Raw genomic sequence first — 18686 nt, forward strand, 5'->3', positions numbered from 1 at the left:
TCGGAAGAGCAGGGGGTCAGGATGCCGGGGTGCCCGGCTTGCACGCGCCGGACAAGGTCGAGGTGGCCCTGTCGAGGTTCCAGCCCTGCTTCGACCAGTCGACGCTGACCCCGATGTTCTCGACGGCGGTCGCTCCGGCGGGGACGAGACGCGGGTTGTCGGGATTCCGCTCGAGCGTCGCGCCGTTCTTATCGCGGTAGCGCACGTTGTCGTAGGTGAACGTAAAGGTCGCGCGATCACCCGCGGACGAGCCGTCGGCCCGCAGGGTGCCGCCCGCCTCGCAGGCGCCGATGTCCCATCGCGCCTGCACCTGGTACGGGGCGCTGCCGCTCGCGGGGGTGACCGCGCCGCGCTGGGACTCGGTGCCCCACAGCTGGTGCTTGAAGTAGACCTTGATCTCGGGGTCGCGGTCGAAGACGGTGCTCTGCTCGTTGCTCCAGCCTTCGTACAGAACGTCGTTGCGGCGGGGCGGGGCATCGCCCTGGTTGATCTTGGCGATCCTCCACTCGGCTTGTTTTCCCGACTCGCTGACGCTCGGACGCGATCCGACCGTGAACGTGTACCCCTTGGGCGCCTCTTTGCTCTGGGACGCGTCGACCTGCTGCGTCGTGGTGACCGTGCCGAACGACCGCCCACCGAAGAACGACTCGGCGCACATCGTGTACCGGTACGTCTCGCCGTCGCGCTCTCTCGGGAACTGCGTCACGTCGCCGCCCGCCTTGGGGCTGCAGAATCGCCCCTCGGGCACGATGTCGAACCGCACCTCGCTGTCGGTGCCGTTCTGCTGCGCCGTCGCGCGCGCGTCGATCGTGGCCGTGCCGTCACCGTTCGAGGTCGAGGTGAGTGTCAGCGTCGGGTTGGTGGGGGCACCCACGCCGTGGGCGGTTCCCACGAGCTCGCTGCCGTTGGACGCGCCGCCAAGACCCGGCGGGGTGGTGAAACGCGAGACGGGACGGACGGTGATGCTCGTGGCGTTGTTGGAGCCGACGTTGAAGCGGCGCACCTGCACGGTGTCCTGGTTGCGTCCGACATTGACCTGGATCTTGTCGCCGACCGGGCTGGAGATCTCGAGCGTCCCCGTCTCGGCGCCGTCGACGCCCGTGACTACGAGATCGGCCACGTTGCCCTCGCCGTTGGTCTGCACGGGAGTGAACTCCAGCCCACCTGGCTTGTTCGGTGCGCGGTACGCCCAGCCGGAGGTGCGGACGGCACCGCGGGACTCGCCGACCGAGTTCACAGCCGTGACGACGTACTCGCGCTGCTCGCCGTTGGGTGCGGAGATCGGCGGGCAGGAGCCGTCGGCGGCGCACTGACCGACGATCTGTCCGTTGGTGCGGACCGTGAAGCCCGAGATGCCGGGGTACGCGCGGCCGGCCTCGCCCGGGTCGACCCGGAGCGTGAGCGAACCGTCGGCGAACGCGGTCTGGCGCACGCTGGCGGGCGGCCGGGGGTACCCGAGCAGATCGAGGACGACGCGGGCGTCGCGGGTGGACGCCGTGGTGCGACCCTGCGCGTCGCGGAGGGTCACGCTGGCGCTGCAGGAGGCGCCGGGGGCGTCCTGGCTCCAGGAGGCCACGATGCTCGACGACGACCCCACGCCGAACGAGACGCCCGTGCAGGCGGCGGTGGGACGGACCGCCACGACCTCGAGCGGTGTGCGGGGCAGCGGGTTGACCTCGCCGCTCGCACCGACCACGGTGACCGAACAGCTCGTGCCCGACGCCTGCGAGCACTGCTGCGACGTCGTACCGCCCTGCGGCAGGGTCGTGGGTGCGGCACCGACCCGGAGGACGAGTCGCGCCGGGGCGACGGCGGTGTGGCTGGTGACGGAGATGAGCGCGGCGTTCTCGGTGCCGGGCACGGCACGGTCGTTGCCCGTGACGGTGACCGTCGAGCCGTCGAGCGACACCGAGAAGGCGGAGCCGGAGTACTCCATCGCGTAGCGGATGCCGGCCCAGTCCTCGCGGCCGAGCTGCCAGGAGGTCATGTTGCGCAGATCGAACGTCGCCGTCTCGCCGGGGCCCACGCTGAGAGCGCCCGGGCGCAGCTCGGGCTGCGGGTCGCGGGCGACCACGCCGATCGGCACCGACAGCACCGTCCACTCCTCGCTCCCCGCGACCCGGACGGGCACGCGGCAGGCGTCGGTCCAGGGCGAGCCGGTGCCGGCGTCGTAGGTGACGACCGAGCCGGAGACGGAGCACCGGCCCTCGCCACGGACACCCGTCGTCGACACCTCGGAGCCGACCTCGAGAGTCGCGCGGCGCGGCAACGCCACGAGCGCCGCCATGTCGAACTGCACGGAGGCCAGCTCGTCGACCCGCTGCGCCGCGCCGGGACGCAGGGCGAGCGTCAGGTCGTCGTCGCCGGGCACCCGCAGGAACGCATAGGTCGTGACATCGGCATCGCCGACCCGGCCGGTCACTGCGAACGGGATGATGCGGCGGGCGGCGGGGAGCTCGCCGGAGATCTGCCGCCCGTCGAGCCGGACGCCGGTCGGAGTGCCCCACAGCGACACGGCGAGATCGCCGATCTCTCCACCCGACCAGGTGGCCTTGCCGGCGATCACGTCGACACCGGTGGAGAAATCGTCGCGGTTCTCGACGGTGAGCACGGTGTCGCTGACGACCGGGAAGTCGGGCACGCTCTCGCGCACGACCTTGACGACGATGAGACCGCGGCCGGTGTTGCCCGAATCGCTCGTGACGTCGTAGAGGAACGACATCGTGCCCGGTTGTTCGCCGGCGCGCAGCACGACCCCGGTGTCGGTGACGGTCTGGATGAAGCCGTCGAGCCGGGAGTACTCGGCGTTGTCGCTGCCGTCGACGAGCTTCTCGGGGAGATCGGGTCGCACGCCGGTCAGCGTCAGCCGCCCCTGGGTGGGGTCGATGTCGTTGGCCAGCGGTGCGACGCGGATGGTGCGGTCGGGGCCGGCCTGCACCTGCACGTAGTCGGTGAAGGTGATCGGGCTGGGGTTGGCCTCGGCATCCAGAACTCCGATGCGCACCGTGCCCTCGCCCGAGGCGCCCGCGGAGTCGGAGACGCGGTAGCGGAACGACACCTGTCCGCGGTCGCCGGGGATCGACGCGTACAGGATCGACGAGCCGTCGGGAGAGATGGATGCCGTGCCCCGGTCGGGCTGCTGGACGATGCGGTCGAGCGTCACGGCGTCGCCGTCCGGATCGACGCCGAAGCCGTGGAAGTCGATCGAGGTGGTGCTGCCGCTGAGCACGCGCCCCTCGAGGGTGTCGGGCAGGGGCGCCCGGTTGGCCTCGCCGCCGAGCACGGTGATGCGCACGGTGGCTTCGTCCCACAGCGCGGGCGTGCCGGTGGTGTAGACGCGGTAGGTGACCTCGTAGGCGCCCGGGGTGGTGGGCGCGAGGTAGCGCAGCAGTCCACCGGATGCGAAGGCCAGGGCGTCGCTGGCGGGGCGCGCCTGGACGCTCGCGGGGTCGATCGTGGGCCGTCCGCCGGCGGGCGAGATGTCGTTGTCGAGCACGGGGATGTCGACCTGCGCCCCGGCACGCACGGTCACGGAGTCGTCGACGGCGATGGGGGCGATCTCGGGTGCGGGCGGCAACAGGTAGACCGTGGCCTCGCCGGCGACGCGCGACCCCTCGTCGTCGGTGCCGTCGCTGACGGTGTACGCCACGGTTCCGAGCAGGCCCGCCGCGCCGTCGGGAGTGCTGCCCGAGACGCGCAGGTCGTTCTGTCCGACCGTGTCGACGGTGAGGGAGGCGCCCTCTTCGGCGGTGGCCCCCACGTCGCTCAGCAGCAGGACCCGGCCGGTCGGGTTGGACACGGCGCTGAACACGTCGAGCGTGGCGTCCTCCTGCGGGCGGACGAACGCCACGACGGGGGAGGTCGACAGCTGCGCGGAGGCGTCGGGCGGGAGCAGGGTGATGCGCGCGGTGCCGTTGGCGTCGCGACCGCCGCCGTTGACGGTGAAGTCCACGCGGTACACGCCCGGCTGCGTCGCCGAGAAGTCGAAGGTCGTGCTCCCGCCGACGACGGTGGCCGTCGCGGCCGCGTCGTCGAGGACGCGCACGGACGTGAGCGAGACGTCTCCTGCGGTGCCGGTCACGTGCGGCCCGACGTCGACGGAGAGCGAGGAGCCGGCGGTGTCGACGACAGCGAAGGACTGCACCGCCAAGCCGGGATCGGGCGCGACGCGGATGACGAGGGGCTTGGTGGTGGTCGCCCCCCGGGTGTCGGCGATCGTCACGTCGAGTTGGATGTTCTGCTCGCCGCCCGAGCCGTCGTCGGCGTGCTGGTAGACGACCTCGCCGGACGGCGTCGCCGCGACCGTGCCGACTCCTCCGGGGTTGTCGACCGACAGCAGGAGCAGCGGGTCGCCGTCGGGGTCGACCCAGCCCGGCAGCACCGGCACCGTGACGGTGCCGCCGCGGGCGACCTCCGGTGCGGGCCAGGGCTGGAGGCACTTCTCGACCCCGCACCACACCGGCGCGGTGTTGGCGTCCGCCCCCGAGACAGTGAGAGTCACCGTTGTCGCGGCGGAGGTGAGTCCGTCGGCGGCGGTGCCGTCGGTGACGGCGTAGCTGAAGGTGGCGCTGCCGGTCGCGTTCGCGGCGACGCGCACGGCCAGCTGCTGACCCGAGTCGGTGACCGACAGAGCACCGAACCCGGGGTCGAGGCCCGTGACGCTCTCGGCGACGATGCTGAGGACGTCTTCGTTGGGGTCGTGGTCGTTGAGCAGCACGGGGAGGGTCACCAGACGTCCGGCGCGCACCCCGAACGCGTCGGGCTCGGCGATCGGCGGCTTCGGGTCGAGCACGACGCTGAGCTGCTCCTCGCTCTGCACCGCGGTCTGCTCGGTGCGGTCGTCGAGCGACCAGTTCTGGCTCGATGCGACGAGCGCCCCGTCGGGGACGGTCCAGACCCACCCGGTGCGCGTCTCGTTGAGGATGACCGCGTGATCGGTCGCGACGAACACCGGCCGACGCTGGTCGGGCATGGTCGCCCCGGCGTAATCCAGGGCGGTCTCGCCCTGGTCGGACCGCCACAGCGTGCCGCGCGCATCGCCGGGGAGAAGCCATGCCGCGTAGGCGACGCCCTGGTGCGACAGCGGACGCGCGGGCTGGCCGAGCACGTTGCCGCCGACGCCGATCTCCCGGCGGGGCGCGGAGCCGTCGGCGGGCACGGTCCATAGCGACTGGTCGTCGGCGATGTACACCGCGTCGGCCGTGGCGTCGGCGTCGCCGACGACGACCTGGTCGGCGAGGTCGATGCTCGTGGGTTCGGCTCCGCGCACCCATACGCGGCCGGCATCGGCGTCGACGAGGACCCACGTGTCGCCCGCGGCCGAGAGGACCGGGGCCGCGGCCTCGGCGTCGAGGGCGTCGCGCCCGCGCAGCTCGTCGGCGTCGATGTCGTACCGGATGACGGAGCCGTCGGCCGAGGAGTAGGCGAAGAGCATGCCGCGGGCGTCGAGCGCGATGGCGTCGGCCGTGTAGGCGGGCGCGTCGTCCTGACCGGCGGTGCCGAAGGGGTCGAGCTCGGTGGCCGCCTGGCCCGCACGGCTGAGCCGACTGGCGAAGAGCGTGCCGGTGTCGGTCCGGTAGACGGCGAAGTCGCCCGCCGTCGCGACCGATGTCGTGCCGGGCGGGGTGTCGGGTGCCGCCTCGAGCTGCTCCTGCTGCAGGTCGATCGGCTGCGCCTCGTCGATCCGCGTCAGTTTGCTGTAGCTGTCGGTGAACAGGTACGCGCCGTCGCTGCCCTGCGCCACCTGGCTCGGGTTGCCCGCGGTGCGGACGGTGTCGAGCTCGCCGACGGCGGTGTTGACGCGCGCGTACCGCTGCCCGTCGCCCGTCTGCAGGGCCCACACCGAGGCGTCGACCTCGGGTGTCTGCTGCGCGTCGAGTCCGGGCCACACGACGCTCGCCGTGACGACGAGGGCGGCGGTGACCAGGGTCGCAGCCATGCCCGCGATGGTGCGCCGCCTCATCGCAGCACCCCCACGGCGAACAGCGCCGCCACCACGACGGCTCCGGCGGTCACGAGAGTGGCGGAGGCCAGCACCCACGGCAGAGCCCGTGACACGGGCGAGGCGGGGGCGGCGATGTCGGTGTCTTCATCGCGGGCGTATCCGGCGACGCCCGAAGGATTGCGGAGCTTGCGCGAGCCTTCGCGCTCGATGCGCGATCGCGCGGGTCCGCGCAGGGTTCCGTCGGCGAAGTCGACCGCGCGTGCGGCGGGGGCCCACTCGGCGGCGGGGACCTCGAGGGGCGTGGACGGCAGGCCCACCTCGACCTGCACCGCCTGCAGTGCCTCGCCGAACGCGCGCGCGCTGGGGTAGCGGTCGGAGGGGTTGCGTGACATGGATGCCGCCAGCACCGTCTGCAGGGCCTCGGGGACGTCGCTGCGCGAGATCGGGGTGTACGAGGCGCGCGCGATGCGTCGGCGCAGCTGCTCGCGCGAGTTCTGGCCCTTCTCGCGCCGCTCGAACGGGCTCTGGCCGGCGAGCAGGGAGTACACCGTCGCCCCGAGGCTCCAGACCTCGCTCGCGACGGTTCCCGCCGTCTGCTCGGCCACGACCTCCGGCGCGCTCCACGGCACCGACATCGCCATCATCTCGTCAGCGCTCTGGCGCACGAGGGACGACGAGATGCCGAAGTCGGCGAGGACGGGAGCGCCGAAGGTCGTGACGAGGATGTTGCTCGGCTTCACGTCGCGGTGGATGAGACCGGCGTGATGCGCGGACTCGAGGGCACCGGCCATGCGCACGCCGATGGACAGCACCTCGGCGAGCGGGATGCGCTCGACCCGGTAGCGCTGGGCGAGCGAGCCGGGGCAGAACTCCATGACGATGTAGGGGCGCCCGTCGGCGGAGATGCCCGCCTGGTAGACGGTCACGATCGACGGGTGGGCCGAGAGGTGGGCCAGCACGTCGGCCTCGGCGTTGAACATGCGCAGCAGGTCGGCGTCGCGCACGTCGCTCGGCAGCACCTTCACCGCGACGTCGCGGCGGGGCATGTCCTGGCCGTAGAGGAAGACGTCGGCGAAGCCGCCCGACCCGAGGGGACGGATGTACGCCAGCCCGGGCAGGATGGGCGGCGACGACGGAAGCCGCTGCGGCATCGAGCCCCCTCCCGAAACGACGACGTCCGCGGATCGGCGAGCGGACAACCCGTCGATGCTAACAAAACCGCCTGACTCGACCGCGCGATCATCCACAGCCGCTCAGGATGCCGGCGGTTCGGACTCTCGCGGATCGAACGGCGCGTCCAGCGACCGGGTCAGGTCGTCCAGGAGAGCTGCGATCTGCGGCTCCACGTACTCCGCGACGGCGGCCTGGATACGCAGGCGGTGGTGCAGCAGGATCGTGCACACCTCGCGCCCGATCATGTTGGCGTAGTCGTCGGCGAGCCCGACCTCCTGCCGGAGCGCCGCCTTCGCCGCGTCGGACAGCGGCGGAAGGGCCGGGATACCGGCATCCTCCTCCGCGGCGAGCCCCGAGAGCGTGAACAGGAACGGTGCTCCCGGCTCGGGGTCGGGGTCCAGCGGCATCCCCTCGAACTCGGGTTCGAGGCCCTCGGCCGGCCGGTACGTGCGGCGGCGGTTGCGTTCGGCCTGCTGATCGAGCTCCGCCTGCAGCATGGGGAGATTGCGGGAGGTGTACTCGGCGACGGCGTGGTCGACGATGCCCTTGATACGGGTGGACAGCCCGTGCTGCACGCCGTGGGGCACGTCGGCACCGAGCCCGGCCGCCGAGAGCACGGGCGAACCGAAGCACCGCCGGCAGGGCGCGACGCGGCCACGATGGTTCGCGGGCTCCCACCGGGGCAACCAGCGCAGCCAGGCGTCCACCGCCTGACCGACCTGGTTCTCGAGCGACCGCTCCACGATGACTACGCTAGCCCGACACGCCCGGGAGGAGCCGGATGCCACGGCGGACGACGTCAGGACTGGTCGTCGTCGTCCTCCCAGCCCCACCGCGGACCGCGAGACCGCGCCCGCACCAGGAAGACCCCCAGCAGCGCCGACAGCAGACCGGCGCCGGCGAGGACCGGCCCGGCGAAGCCCACCGCGACGCTGCCGGCCGCAGCGATCCCCCGCGCGGGATCCGCTCCGCTCACCAGCGCTCCGATGACGATGCCGACCACCTCGCCCACGTACACCGCGATCGCGCACGGCACGACGGAGAGGTACGTGGGCGGCTGCGCCCGGAGCGACCACAGGAGAACCCCGGCGAAGGACGCCGTCGCCGCCAGCAAGCCGATCGCACCGGGGACCGCGCCGAGGCCGCGGACGGGGATGACGTCGGCGTCGAGCACGAGACTGGTTACCCCGAGGGCCGCGATCGCCGACGCCACGAAGGTCACCGTGGCGAAGACGACCGCGACCGGCGGGGTCACCCCGGCCGGTCGCGGTTCGTCGGTCATGTCATCGCGCTCAGCGGTGCGCGAGCTGCGGGCCGGCCTCGAGCGTGCGCTCGTACTCGCGCTGCGCCTCGGCGTTGATCTCGGTCACGCGGCGACCGCGCTTCGACACCCACGCGCCGAACCAGATGGTGAGCTCCCGGCCGAGCACGAAGGCGACGATCGCGAGCGGTGCGAGGACGTTGTCCTGCAGCAGCTCGAACGACTGGCGCGCCGTGATCATCCAGAACGGAGCGGCGAAGAGCACGCCCAGCAGGTGTCCGGCCCAGGCCACGACGCCGACCACGAGACCCCAGACCACCCAGTGGCCCCAGCGTCCGCGGTTGATCAGGGCGCCGAGGAACCAGAACCCGAAGTAGAACGCCACGGTGGGAACCCACAGGCCCCACGTGGTGAGGGCCGCAAGGGCGGCGGAACCGAGGTCGGCGGCCTGCGTCTCGCCCGTCAGCAGCTGCAGGCCCAGGATCGCGGCGAGGTACAGCGCGGCGAAGACCACGGCGGCGAGCAGACCGATCGCCCCGGCCGCACCGCGGTTGCCGCGCGGGCGGGGTGCCTCGGGCGCCTGCACGAAGATGGGCTGCTGAGCACCGGTGGACCGCGTCGGCTCGTCGGCGACGGATGCCGAACCGGCGGTGGCGGCACCCGCGGCGACCGCGGCTCCGGCCGCCGGGTAGACGGTGGTCTGGGCCTCGTCGCGCTGAACGGGATCGACGTCGTGACGAGCGGTCGCGGCGTCGTGCTGCGGCTCTGCCGAGGCGGCGTAGGCCGCCCAGCGTGCGTCTTCGTCGTCGAGGTCCACGGACGAGGACGCGCTCTGCTGCGGCGCCACCGGGGAGGCGTCGTGCACGACGGGCGCCGGGTGCTCGCGACGGTCGGCGACGGCGGACGCGGCGTCGCGCTCGTGCTGCTCGCGCTCGTCCCAGGCGGCGGCGGCCGCGTCGGGGTCGACGGAGTCGCGGCGGGCGGCCTCGGCGTCGGCGAGCCCCTCGTGGGCGCGCCCGACGACGTCGTGCGCCTCGTCCTTCGGCTCGGCGACGGGGTCGCCGTAGGAGTCGTTCGGTTCAGCGACGGGGTCGCCGTACGACTGGTGGTCGCTCATGGGGTCTCCTCACGCGGTGATTGCGGCGCAAGGCTATCCCGCGCGAGGCGGCCGATCGCGCAGGCGTGCCGTCGGAAGTCCGTCTCGACCGTGTCGGTGGTGCGCCTTAGGGTGTTCCCATGTCCCGTCGCGTGTTCCGCCCGGCCCTCACCGCCGTCGTCGTCGGCGCCGCCCTGGCCGCTCTGACCGCGTGCGCACCCGCCGCCGAAGACGCCGCACCGACCGCCTCCGCGCCGCCCGTGGTGTCCACGAGCCCCACGCCCATCCCCACGATCACGCAGACCGCGCCCGCGGTGCGCATCCCGGCCGACTGCCGGTCCATGCTGTCCGCCGACGTGCTGGCTCAGCTGGGCTCGACCCCGTTGAACGACCCCGCGCTCGGTCCCTCCGGCGTGCAGTCCGACGGCTCCCTCACGTGCATCTGGCGCGACCCGGCGGCCGACACCACCGGGCTGACCACCCGCATCTCGCGCATGGACCGGGGCCCCGCTCTCGACATGCTCAACGACCTCGTCGCGACGCAGGGCTTCAGCTGCTACACCCCCGACGCCGGCACGCGGTGCGAGAAGACCTGGATCAACGACACGTACCCGGTCAACGACGGGCGCACGCTCTACTGGCGCGACGACGTCCTCATCGATACCCAGTACTCCAACCTCGCCCCGACGGGCTACACCGGGAGCATCATCTCGTCGATCTTCGGCTGAGCGCCCGGTCACTCCCCGAAGAAGGCGTGGGATGCCACCGTCTCGGCGTAGCCGACCGGTTCCCAGCCCGTGAGGGTCGACGACACCCATCGGTCGCCGAGCAGATCGTGCACCTCGGTCACCCCGGCCGTCGTGCGCTCGCAGTGCACCGCCTCCGCCTCCGTCGTGCAGGCGAATCCCTGGCCCGTCAACGTCGCCACGACCGCGGCGGAGCCCTCGGCGGAGACGGTCGAGACCGTTGTCTCGAGGGAACGACCGCCCTCTCCCCGCCAGTGGCACGTCACGACCACCGCGGGCGACGCGGCCGTCACCGCCTCGGGCGTCGACAGCGGGGGCGTACGGCGCTGCGTCAGCAGCGCCTCGGGCGACCAGACGAGCGACGACCACATCGGCTGCGAGTACAGATGGCGGCAGTCCGACGCCGGCGTGGGTGCGGCCGTGGCGGTCACGGCCGGCGTGCTCGTCGCCGCGCGCAGGGTGTCGCCGACGAAGCCGACCGCCCCGGGGATCCCGGGGGCGGCGAGCAGCCCCAACCCCGACACGGCGGCCGCGCACAACAGCCCCACGGGCCATGCCAACCACAGGCTTCGTCCACCGATCCGGGCCATGCGTTCCTCCGTGACAACGGTAGGCGCACTCCCCCGCCGGAGCCGCGTCTCGACACGCCGCGAGCACGACGAAGGCCCCCGGCGCGAGCCGGGGGCCTTCGGGGATCAGGATGCCGCGCCGGGGCTCGGCATCCATCGATCGACGAGAGGAGAGCAAGCGAGCTCGCTCTCCTCTCGCCTCGATCAGTTGTACGTACCGGGCGTGAAGTCGTCCGTCGAGAAGCTGTCGAAGTCGACGTAGCTCAGGTCGGCGTCGCTGTACGCGCCGTCCGAGGCGAAGATGCGGTTGGGGTACCGCTCGCTCTTGGCCTCCTCCGTCGCCTCGACCGTGACGTTGCGGTACTTCGCAAGACCGGTTCCGGCGGGGATGAGCTTTCCGATGATGACGTTCTCCTTGAGGCCGACGAGCGGGTCGCTCTTGCCCTCCATGGCCGCCTGCGTCAGGACGCGGGTGGTCTCCTGGAACGACGCGGCCGACAGCCACGACTCGGTCGCCAGCGACGCCTTGGTGATACCCATCAGCTCGGGACGACCCGACGCGGGGCGCTTGCCCTCGCCGACCGTCTCGCGGTTGATGGTCTGGTAGCGCTTGAAGTCCACCATCTCACCGGGCAGCAGGTCGGTGTCGCCGTGGTCGACGACGGTGACCTTGCGGAGCATCTGCCGGACGATGACCTCGATGTGCTTGTCGTGGATCGGCACACCCTGCGAGCGGTACACGCCCTGGACGCCGTTGACGAGGTACTTCTGCACCTCGCGGGCACCCTGCACGCGCATGACCTCCTTGGGGTCGAGCGTTCCGACCTGGAGGGGCTCGCCGACCGCGACGTGCTGGCCGTCCTCGACCAGGAGCGTCGCACGCTTCAGGACGGGGTAGACCACCGGCTCGTCGCCGTTGTCGGGCGTGAGGATGACCTTCTTGGCCTTCTCGGTCTCGTCGATAGTGATGCGACCGTCGGCCTCGGCGATCGGGGACGCACCCTTGGGGGTACGCGCCTCGAACAGCTCCTGCACGCGGGGCAGACCCTGCGTGATGTCGTCGGCCGACGCGGAACCACCGGTGTGGAACGTACGCATCGTCAGCTGGGTACCGGGCTCACCGATCGACTGGGCCGCGATGATGCCGACGGCCTCGCCGATGTCGACGATCTTGCCGGTGGCCAGCGAACGGCCGTAGCACTTCGCGCAGACGCCGACCGCCGAGTCGCAGGTCAGCACGGAGCGGACCTTGATCGTCTCGACGCCACCGGCGACCAGCTTGTCGATGAGCACGTCGCCCACGTCGTCGCCGGCCTCGGCCAGCACGGTGCCCTGCGGGTCGACGACCGCCGTGGCGAGCGTGCGGGCGAACACCGAGTTCTCGACGTTGGCGTCCTTGACCAGCGAACCGGTCGAGTCGGCCGCGGCGATCGGGAGCTCGAGGCCCTTCGACGTGCCGCAGTCCTCCTCGCGGATGATGACATCCTGCGAGACGTCGACGAGACGACGCGTGAGGTAGCCCGAGTCGGCCGTACGGAGGGCCGTGTCGGCCAGACCCTTACGGGCACCGTGCGTCGCGATGAAGTACTCGGCGACCGACAGACCCTCGCGGTACGAGGAGATGATCGGACGCGGGATGATCTCACCCTTGGGGTTGTTCACCAGACCACGCATACCCGCGATGTTGCGGATCTGCAGCCAGTTACCACGGGCGCCCGACGAGACCATGCGGTTGATGGTGTTGTCGGCGGGGAAGTTGTCCCGCATCGCCTTCTGGACCTCGTCGGTGGCCTCGGTCCAGATCTTGATGAGCTCCTGACGACGCTCGGCGTCGGTGGTGAGACCCTTCTCGTACTGGCCCTGGACCTTCGCGGCCTGCTTCTCATAGCCGGCGACGATCTCCGCCTTGTTCGGCGGGGTCAGGATGTCGCTCAGGGCGACCGTGACACCCGAACGCGTGGCCCAGTAGAAGCCCGCGTCCTTGATGCGGTCGAGGGATGCCGCGACCTCGGTCTTGGGGTACTCCTCGGCCAGCTTGTTGACGATCTGCGACAGCTTGCCCTTGTCGGCCTGCTCGCGGACGAACGGGTAGCCCTTGGGGAGCGTGTCGTTGAAGATCGCCTGGCCGAGCGAGGCGTCGACGAGACCGTGCACCTCGTAGCCCTCGGGAGCCTGGCCCTCGAGGAAGGTCAGCCCGGGGATGCGGATGCGCGCCTTGGCCTGCAGGTCGAGGGTGCCCTCGTCCTTGGCCAGGATCGCCTCGCCCACGGAACCGAACGCGCGGCCCTCGCCCACGGCACCCTCCTTGAGGGTGGTGAGGTGGTGCAGACCGATGATCATGTCCTGCGAGGGCAGGGTCACCGGACGGCCGTCCGAGGGCTTCAGGATGTTGTTCGAGGCGAGCATCAGCACGCGGGCCTCGGCCTGGGCCTCGACCGACAGCGGCAGGTGCACGGCCATCTGGTCACCGTCGAAGTCGGCGTTGAACGCCGCGCACACGAGCGGGTGCAGCTGGATGGCCTTGCCCTCGACGAGCTGCGGCTCGAACGCCTGGATGCCGAGACGGTGCAGGGTGGGTGCACGGTTCAGCAGCACGGGACGCTCGCGGATGATCTCCTCGAGCACGTCCCAGACCTCGGGACGGTAGCGCTCGACGGCGCGCTTGGCGGCCTTGATGTTCTGCGAGTGACCGAGGTCGATCAGGCGCTTGATCACGAACGGCTTGAACAGCTCGAGCGCCATCTGCTTGGGCAGACCGCACTGGTGCAGCTTCAGCTGGGGTCCGACGATGATGACCGAACGACCCGAGTAGTCGACGCGCTTTCCGAGCAGGTTCTGACGGAAACGACCCTGCTTACCCTTGAGCATGTCGCTCAGGGACTTGAGGGCGCGGTTGCCGGTACCGGTGACGGGGCGACCACGGCGGCCATTGTCGAACAGGGCGTCGACGGCCTCCTGCAGCATGCGCTTCTCGTTGTTGACGATGATCTCGGGGGCACCGAGGTCGATCAGGCGACGGAGGCGGTTGTTGCGGTTGATCACGCGACGGTAGAGGTCGTTCAGGTCGGAGGTGGCGAAGCGGCCACCGTCGAGCTGGACCATGGGACGAAGCTCCGGCGGGATCACCGGGACGACGTCGAGCACCATCGAGGCCGGCGTCATGCCGGTCTGCAGGAACGAGTTGACGACCTTCAGGCGCTTGATCGCACGGATCTTGCGCTGGCCCTTGCCCTCCGAGATCTGCAGGTGGAGGCTGTCGGCCTCGGCCTGCAGGTCGAAGGTCTCGAGGCGGCGCTTGATCGACTCCGCACCCATGTGGGCCTCGAAGTACTGACCGAAGCGGTCCTGGAGCTCGTGGAAGACGTCGTCCTCCGGCTTCAGGGCGCCCACCTCGAGCGTGCGGAAGTCCTCCCACACGCGCTCGAGCTTGGCGATCTGCTCGTCGGCGTTCTTGCGGGCCGCCGTCATGTCCTTCTCGGCGGCGTCCTTGACCTTCTTCTTCTGGTCGGCCTTGGCACCCTCCGCCTCGAGGGCGGCGAGCTCTTCCTCCAGCTTGGCCATGCGCGCCGCGATGCGGGCGTCACGACGGTCGCCGAGCGTCTTGAGCTCGAGACGGATGTTGTTCTCCTGCGTGGCCAGGTCGCGGTGACGAGCATCCTCGTCGACCGAGATGACCATGTAGGCGGCGAAGTAGATGACCTTCTCGAGGTCCTTCGGCGCCATGTCGAGCAGGTAGCCCAGGCGCGAGGGCACGCCCTTGAAGTACCAGATGTGCGTGACGGGCGCGGCGAGCTCGATGTGGCCCATGCGCTCGCGACGGACCGAGCTCTTGGTGACCTCGACGCCGCAACGCTCGCAGACGATGCCCTTGAAGCGGACGCGCTTGTACTTGCCGCAGGCGCACTCCCAGTCGCGGGAGGGTCCGAAGATCTGCTCGCCGAAGAGGCCGTCCTTCTCGGGCTTCAGCGTGCGGTAGTTGATCGTCTCGGGCTTCTTGACCTCACCGAAGGACCAACGACGGATGTCGTCGGCGGTGGCCAGACCGATACGGATCTGATCGAAAGTGGTTGATTCGAGCACTGGTTCTCCTGTGTCGGAATTCTCTGAAATCTGAGCTGGGTCGCTGAGCTGGAAGCTCAGATCTCGTCGATCGACGAGGACTCGAAGCGGCTGGAGATGTTGATGCCGAGCTCCTCCGCCGCGCGGAAGGCGTCGTCATCCGTGTCGCGGAGATTGACCGCGGTGCCGTCGGCCGAGAGGACCTCGACGTTCAGGCAGAGCGACTGCATCTCCTTCATGAGCACCTTGAACGACTCGGGGATGCCGGGCTCCTGGATGTTCTCGCCCTTGACGATGGCCTCGTACACCTTGACGCGACCGAGGATGTCGTCGGACTTGATCGTGAGCAGCTCCTGCAGCGCGTACGCGGCACCGTAGGCCTCGAGCGCCCACACCTCCATCTCACCGAAGCGCTGGCCACCGAACTGGGCCTTACCGCCGAGCGGCTGCTGGGTGATCATCGAGTAGGGGCCCGTCGAACGCGCGTGGATCTTGTCGTCGACCAGGTGGTGCAGCTTCAGGATGTACATGTAGCCGACCGAGATGGGCGCCGGGAAGGGCTCACCCGAACGGCCGTCGAACAGACGCGTCTTGCCCGAGCGGTCGACCAGGCGGTCGCCGTCGCGGTTCGGGATCGTCGAGTCGAGCAGACCCGCGATCTCGTCCTCGAACGCACCGTCGAACACCGGGGTGGCGACCTTCGTGCCGGGGGCGGCCTCACGGGCCGACTCGGGCAGCTGCGCGGCCCACTCCGGAGTGCCCTCGACCTTCCAGCCCTGCTGGGCGATCCAGCCGAGGTGGAGCTCCAGGACCTGACCGAAGTTCATTCGACCGGGGATGCCGAGCGGGTTGAGGATGATGTCGACCGGCGTGCCGTCGGCGAGGAAGGGCATGTCCTCGATCGGGAGGATCTTGGCGATGACACCCTTGTTGCCGTGGCGGCCGGCGAGCTTGTCGCCCTCGGTGATCTTGCGCTTCTGGGCGATGTAGACCACGACGCGGCGGTTGACGCCCGAGCCGAGCTCGTCGTCTCCGTCTTCGGCGTTGAACTCCTTGACGGCGATGATCGTGCCCTGCTCGCCGTGGGGCACCTTCAGCGAGGTGTCACGGACTTCGCGGCTCTTCTCGTTGAAGATCGCGCGGAGCAGACGCTCTTCGGCCGACAGCTCGGTCTCACCCTTGGGCGTGACCTTGCCGACGAGGATGTCGCCGGGGCGGACCTCGGCACCGATGCGGATGATGCCGCGGTCGTCGAGGTCCTTCAGCAGGTCGGGGCTGACGTTGGGGAGGTCACGGGTGATCTCCTCCTTGCCGAGCTTGGTGTCGCGCGCGTCGACCTCGTACTCCTCGATGTGGATCGACGACAGCGTGTCGTCCTTCACGAGGTCCTGGCTGAGGATGATGGCGTCCTCGAAGTTGTGACCCTCCCACGTCATGAAGGCGACGAGGAGGTTCTTGCCGAGGGCGAGCTCGCCGTTCTCGGTGGCGGGGCCGTCGGCGATGACCTCGCCGGCCTCGATGCGCTCGCCGGCGGAGACGACGACGCGCTGGTTGTACGAGGTGCCCTGGTTGGAGCGGTCGAACTTGCGCAGGAAGTAGTCCTGCGTGCCGCCCTCGTCGAGCTGGACCGTCACGACGTCGGCCGAGACCTCGAGCACGACGCCCGACTTCTCGGCGGTGACGACGTCACCGGCGTCGATGGCCGCGAAGCCCTCCATACCGGTACCCACGACGGGCGACTCGCTGCGCACGAGCGGCACGGCCTGACGCTGCATGTTCGCACCCATGAGGGCGCGGTTGGCGTCGTCGTGCTCGAGGAACGGGATGAGCGAGGTCGCCACCGACACCATCTGGCGCGGCGAGACGTCCATGTAGCCGATCTCGTCGACGGGGAACAGGTCGACCTCGCCGCCCTGGCCGCGGCGGGCCAGGATGCGGTCCTCGACGAAGTGGCCGTCGGCCTTGAGGGCGACACCGGCCTGCGCGACGATGTGGTCGCTCTCTTCGCTGGCGGTGAGGTAGTCGATCGTGTCGGTCACGCGACCGTCGACGACGCGGCGGTACGGCGTCTCGATGAAACCGAAGGCGTTGATGCGCGCGAACGAGGCGAGCGAGCCGATCAGACCGATGTTCGGGCCTTCCGGCGTCTCGATGGGGCACATGCGGCCGTAGTGCGACGGGTGGACGTCGCGGACCTCGACGCCGGCGCGCTCACGCGACAGACCACCGGGGCCCAGGGCCGACAGGCGGCGCTTGTGGGTCAGACCCGCGAGCGGGTTGTTCTGGTCCATGAACTGCGACAGCTGCGAGGTTCCGAAGAACTCCTTGATCGCGGCGACGACGGGGCGCACGTTGATCAGGGTCTGCGGCGTGATGGCCTCGATGTCCTGCGTGGTCATGCGCTCGCGGACGACGCGCTCCATGCGGGACAGACCCGTGCGGACCTGGTTCTGGATGAGCTCGCCGACGGCGCGGATGCGGCGGTTGCCGAAGTTGTCGATGTCGTCGGTGTCGAGACGGATCTCGGCGGCCTGGCCGCCGCGGACGCCGTCGAACGAGACGTCGCCGCGGTGCAGGCGGACGAGGTACTTGATCGTCGCGACGATGTCGTCGACGGTGAGCACCGAGTCGCTCAGCGGCTTGTCGAGGCCGAGCTTCTGGTTGATCTTGTAGCGACCCACCTTGGCCAGGTCGTAGCGCTTGGCGTTGAAGTAGAAGTTGTCCAGCAGCGCGCGGGCGGCCTCGGCGGCGACCTGCTCGCCCGGACGGAGCTTGCGGTAGATGTCGCGGAGGGCGTCTTCCTTCGTGAGGATCGTGTCCTTGGACAGCGTCTCTTCGATGGAGTCGAAGCCGGAGAACTCGGCGAGGATGTCTTCGCTGGTCAGACCGAGGGCCTTGAGGAAGACGGTCACCGACTGCTTGCGCTTGCGGTCGATGCGGACGCCGACCTGGTCGCGCTTGTCGATCTCGAACTCGAGCCAGGCACCGCGCGAGGGGATGACGCGCGCCGACACGATGTCCTTGTCGGAGGTCTTGTCGGGCGTCTTGTCGAAGTAGACACCGGGCGAACGCACGAGCTGCGACACGACGACGCGCTCGGTGCCGTTGATGATGAACGTGCCCTTGTCGGTCTGGAGCGGGAAGTCGCCCATGAAGACCGTCTGCGTCTTGATCTCACCGGTCTGGTGGTTCATGAACTCGGCCTCGACGTACAGCGGGGCGGCGTAGGTCTTGCCGCGCTCCTTGCACTCTTCGATCGAGTACTTCTCGGGCTCGAGGTACGGGTTGGTGAACGAGAGCTGCATGGTCTCGCTCAGGTCTTCGATCGGGGAGATCTCCTCGAAGATCTCTTCCAGACCGCTGATCTCGGGAACGTCGGTGCGACCGGCGGCCTGGGCCTCGGCGACGCGCGCCTTCCAGGCTTCGTTACCGACGAGCCAGTCGAACGACTCGGTCTGCAGGGCGAGCAGATCCGGAACGGTCAGCTTGTCGGAGATCTTCGCGAACGAGAGGCGGGATGCTCCGCGTCCGCTCTTGGGGGTGGTGGTGGTGGATGCGTTGCTCGCAGCAGCCAAGGGAATAACCTCCAGAAGCCCGGGCGAGGGGCTCGTGATTCCTTGTCGTCAGGTGGAGTGCGTTCCTGCCCCGAAAACCTGCTCGCCGCACACCGCGGTGAAGCGGGGACGGGCAGGCTCAGCCGACCACCATATGAGGGCAGGGGGAATCGAGGAGCGCAAAGTCCAAGCATACGCGGGAGGACTCGCCGTGTCCAGTCCAATTCTTGACGCGTTTGCGGACCTGCGGTATAACCGCGTGCGCCCGTCGCTCATTCCCCTCT

At 70.1% G+C, this 18686-nt stretch carries 9 protein-coding genes; 1 reads left to right on the forward strand and 8 read right to left on the reverse strand.

Going from position 1 to position 18686, the window contains the following annotated elements; translation table 11 throughout:
* Window positions 1-16: 16 nt before the first annotated feature.
* From Q9R20_RS03795 to Q9R20_RS03815, 5 genes are all read right to left on the reverse strand, one after another.
* The gene (locus Q9R20_RS03795) at window positions 17-5938 is read right to left on the reverse strand and encodes an Ig-like domain-containing protein (RefSeq protein ID WP_311248060.1); all 5922 of its coding nucleotides are present in this window, start codon (window positions 5936-5938) and stop codon (window positions 17-19) included.
* A gap of 20 nt (window positions 5939-5958) precedes the next feature.
* Window positions 5959-7095 (reverse strand): serine/threonine-protein kinase, encoded by a 1137-nt coding sequence (locus tag Q9R20_RS03800; protein WP_311248061.1) that lies wholly within the window; start codon window positions 7093-7095, stop codon window positions 5959-5961.
* 102 nt (window positions 7096-7197) lie between these two features.
* Complete coding sequence (locus Q9R20_RS03805; RefSeq protein WP_295838720.1) at window positions 7198-7860, reverse strand: spermidine/putrescine ABC transporter substrate-binding protein; 663 nt, start codon at window positions 7858-7860, stop codon at window positions 7198-7200.
* Window positions 7861-7916: 56 nt separating this feature from the next.
* On the reverse strand, window positions 7917-8399 hold the full coding sequence (locus Q9R20_RS03810) for a hypothetical protein (protein WP_311248062.1): 483 nt from the start codon (window positions 8397-8399) through the stop codon (window positions 7917-7919).
* Between the two features lie 10 nt (window positions 8400-8409).
* Window positions 8410-9495 (reverse strand): ABC transporter, encoded by a 1086-nt coding sequence (locus Q9R20_RS03815; protein ID WP_311248063.1) that lies wholly within the window; start codon window positions 9493-9495, stop codon window positions 8410-8412.
* Between the two features lie 119 nt (window positions 9496-9614).
* Between Q9R20_RS03815 and Q9R20_RS03820 the strand changes: the two genes are divergently transcribed.
* Entirely contained in the window at window positions 9615-10202 is a 588-nt protein-coding gene (locus Q9R20_RS03820) for a hypothetical protein (protein WP_311248064.1), read from the forward strand.
* Window positions 10203-10210: 8 nt separating this feature from the next.
* Here Q9R20_RS03820 and Q9R20_RS03825 read toward each other — a convergent pair whose 3' ends face one another.
* The 3 genes from Q9R20_RS03825 to rpoB form a co-directional block, all read right to left on the reverse strand.
* A complete protein-coding gene (locus Q9R20_RS03825) occupies window positions 10211-10810 on the reverse strand; it encodes a hypothetical protein (protein WP_311248065.1) in 600 nt (199 codons plus the stop codon).
* A gap of 183 nt (window positions 10811-10993) precedes the next feature.
* Window positions 10994-14869: a DNA-directed RNA polymerase subunit beta' gene (rpoC, locus tag Q9R20_RS03830; protein ID WP_311248066.1), complete on the reverse strand. Its 3876-nt coding sequence runs from the start codon at window positions 14867-14869 to the stop codon at window positions 10994-10996.
* A gap of 56 nt (window positions 14870-14925) precedes the next feature.
* A complete protein-coding gene (rpoB, locus tag Q9R20_RS03835; RefSeq protein ID WP_311248067.1) occupies window positions 14926-18423 on the reverse strand; it encodes a DNA-directed RNA polymerase subunit beta in 3498 nt (1165 codons plus the stop codon).
* Window positions 18424-18686: the final 263 nt, after the last annotated feature.

Origin of the sequence: Microbacterium sp. PRF11 (assembly GCF_031844085.1) — a bacterium.
Classification (GTDB): domain Bacteria; phylum Actinomycetota; class Actinomycetes; order Actinomycetales; family Microbacteriaceae; genus Microbacterium.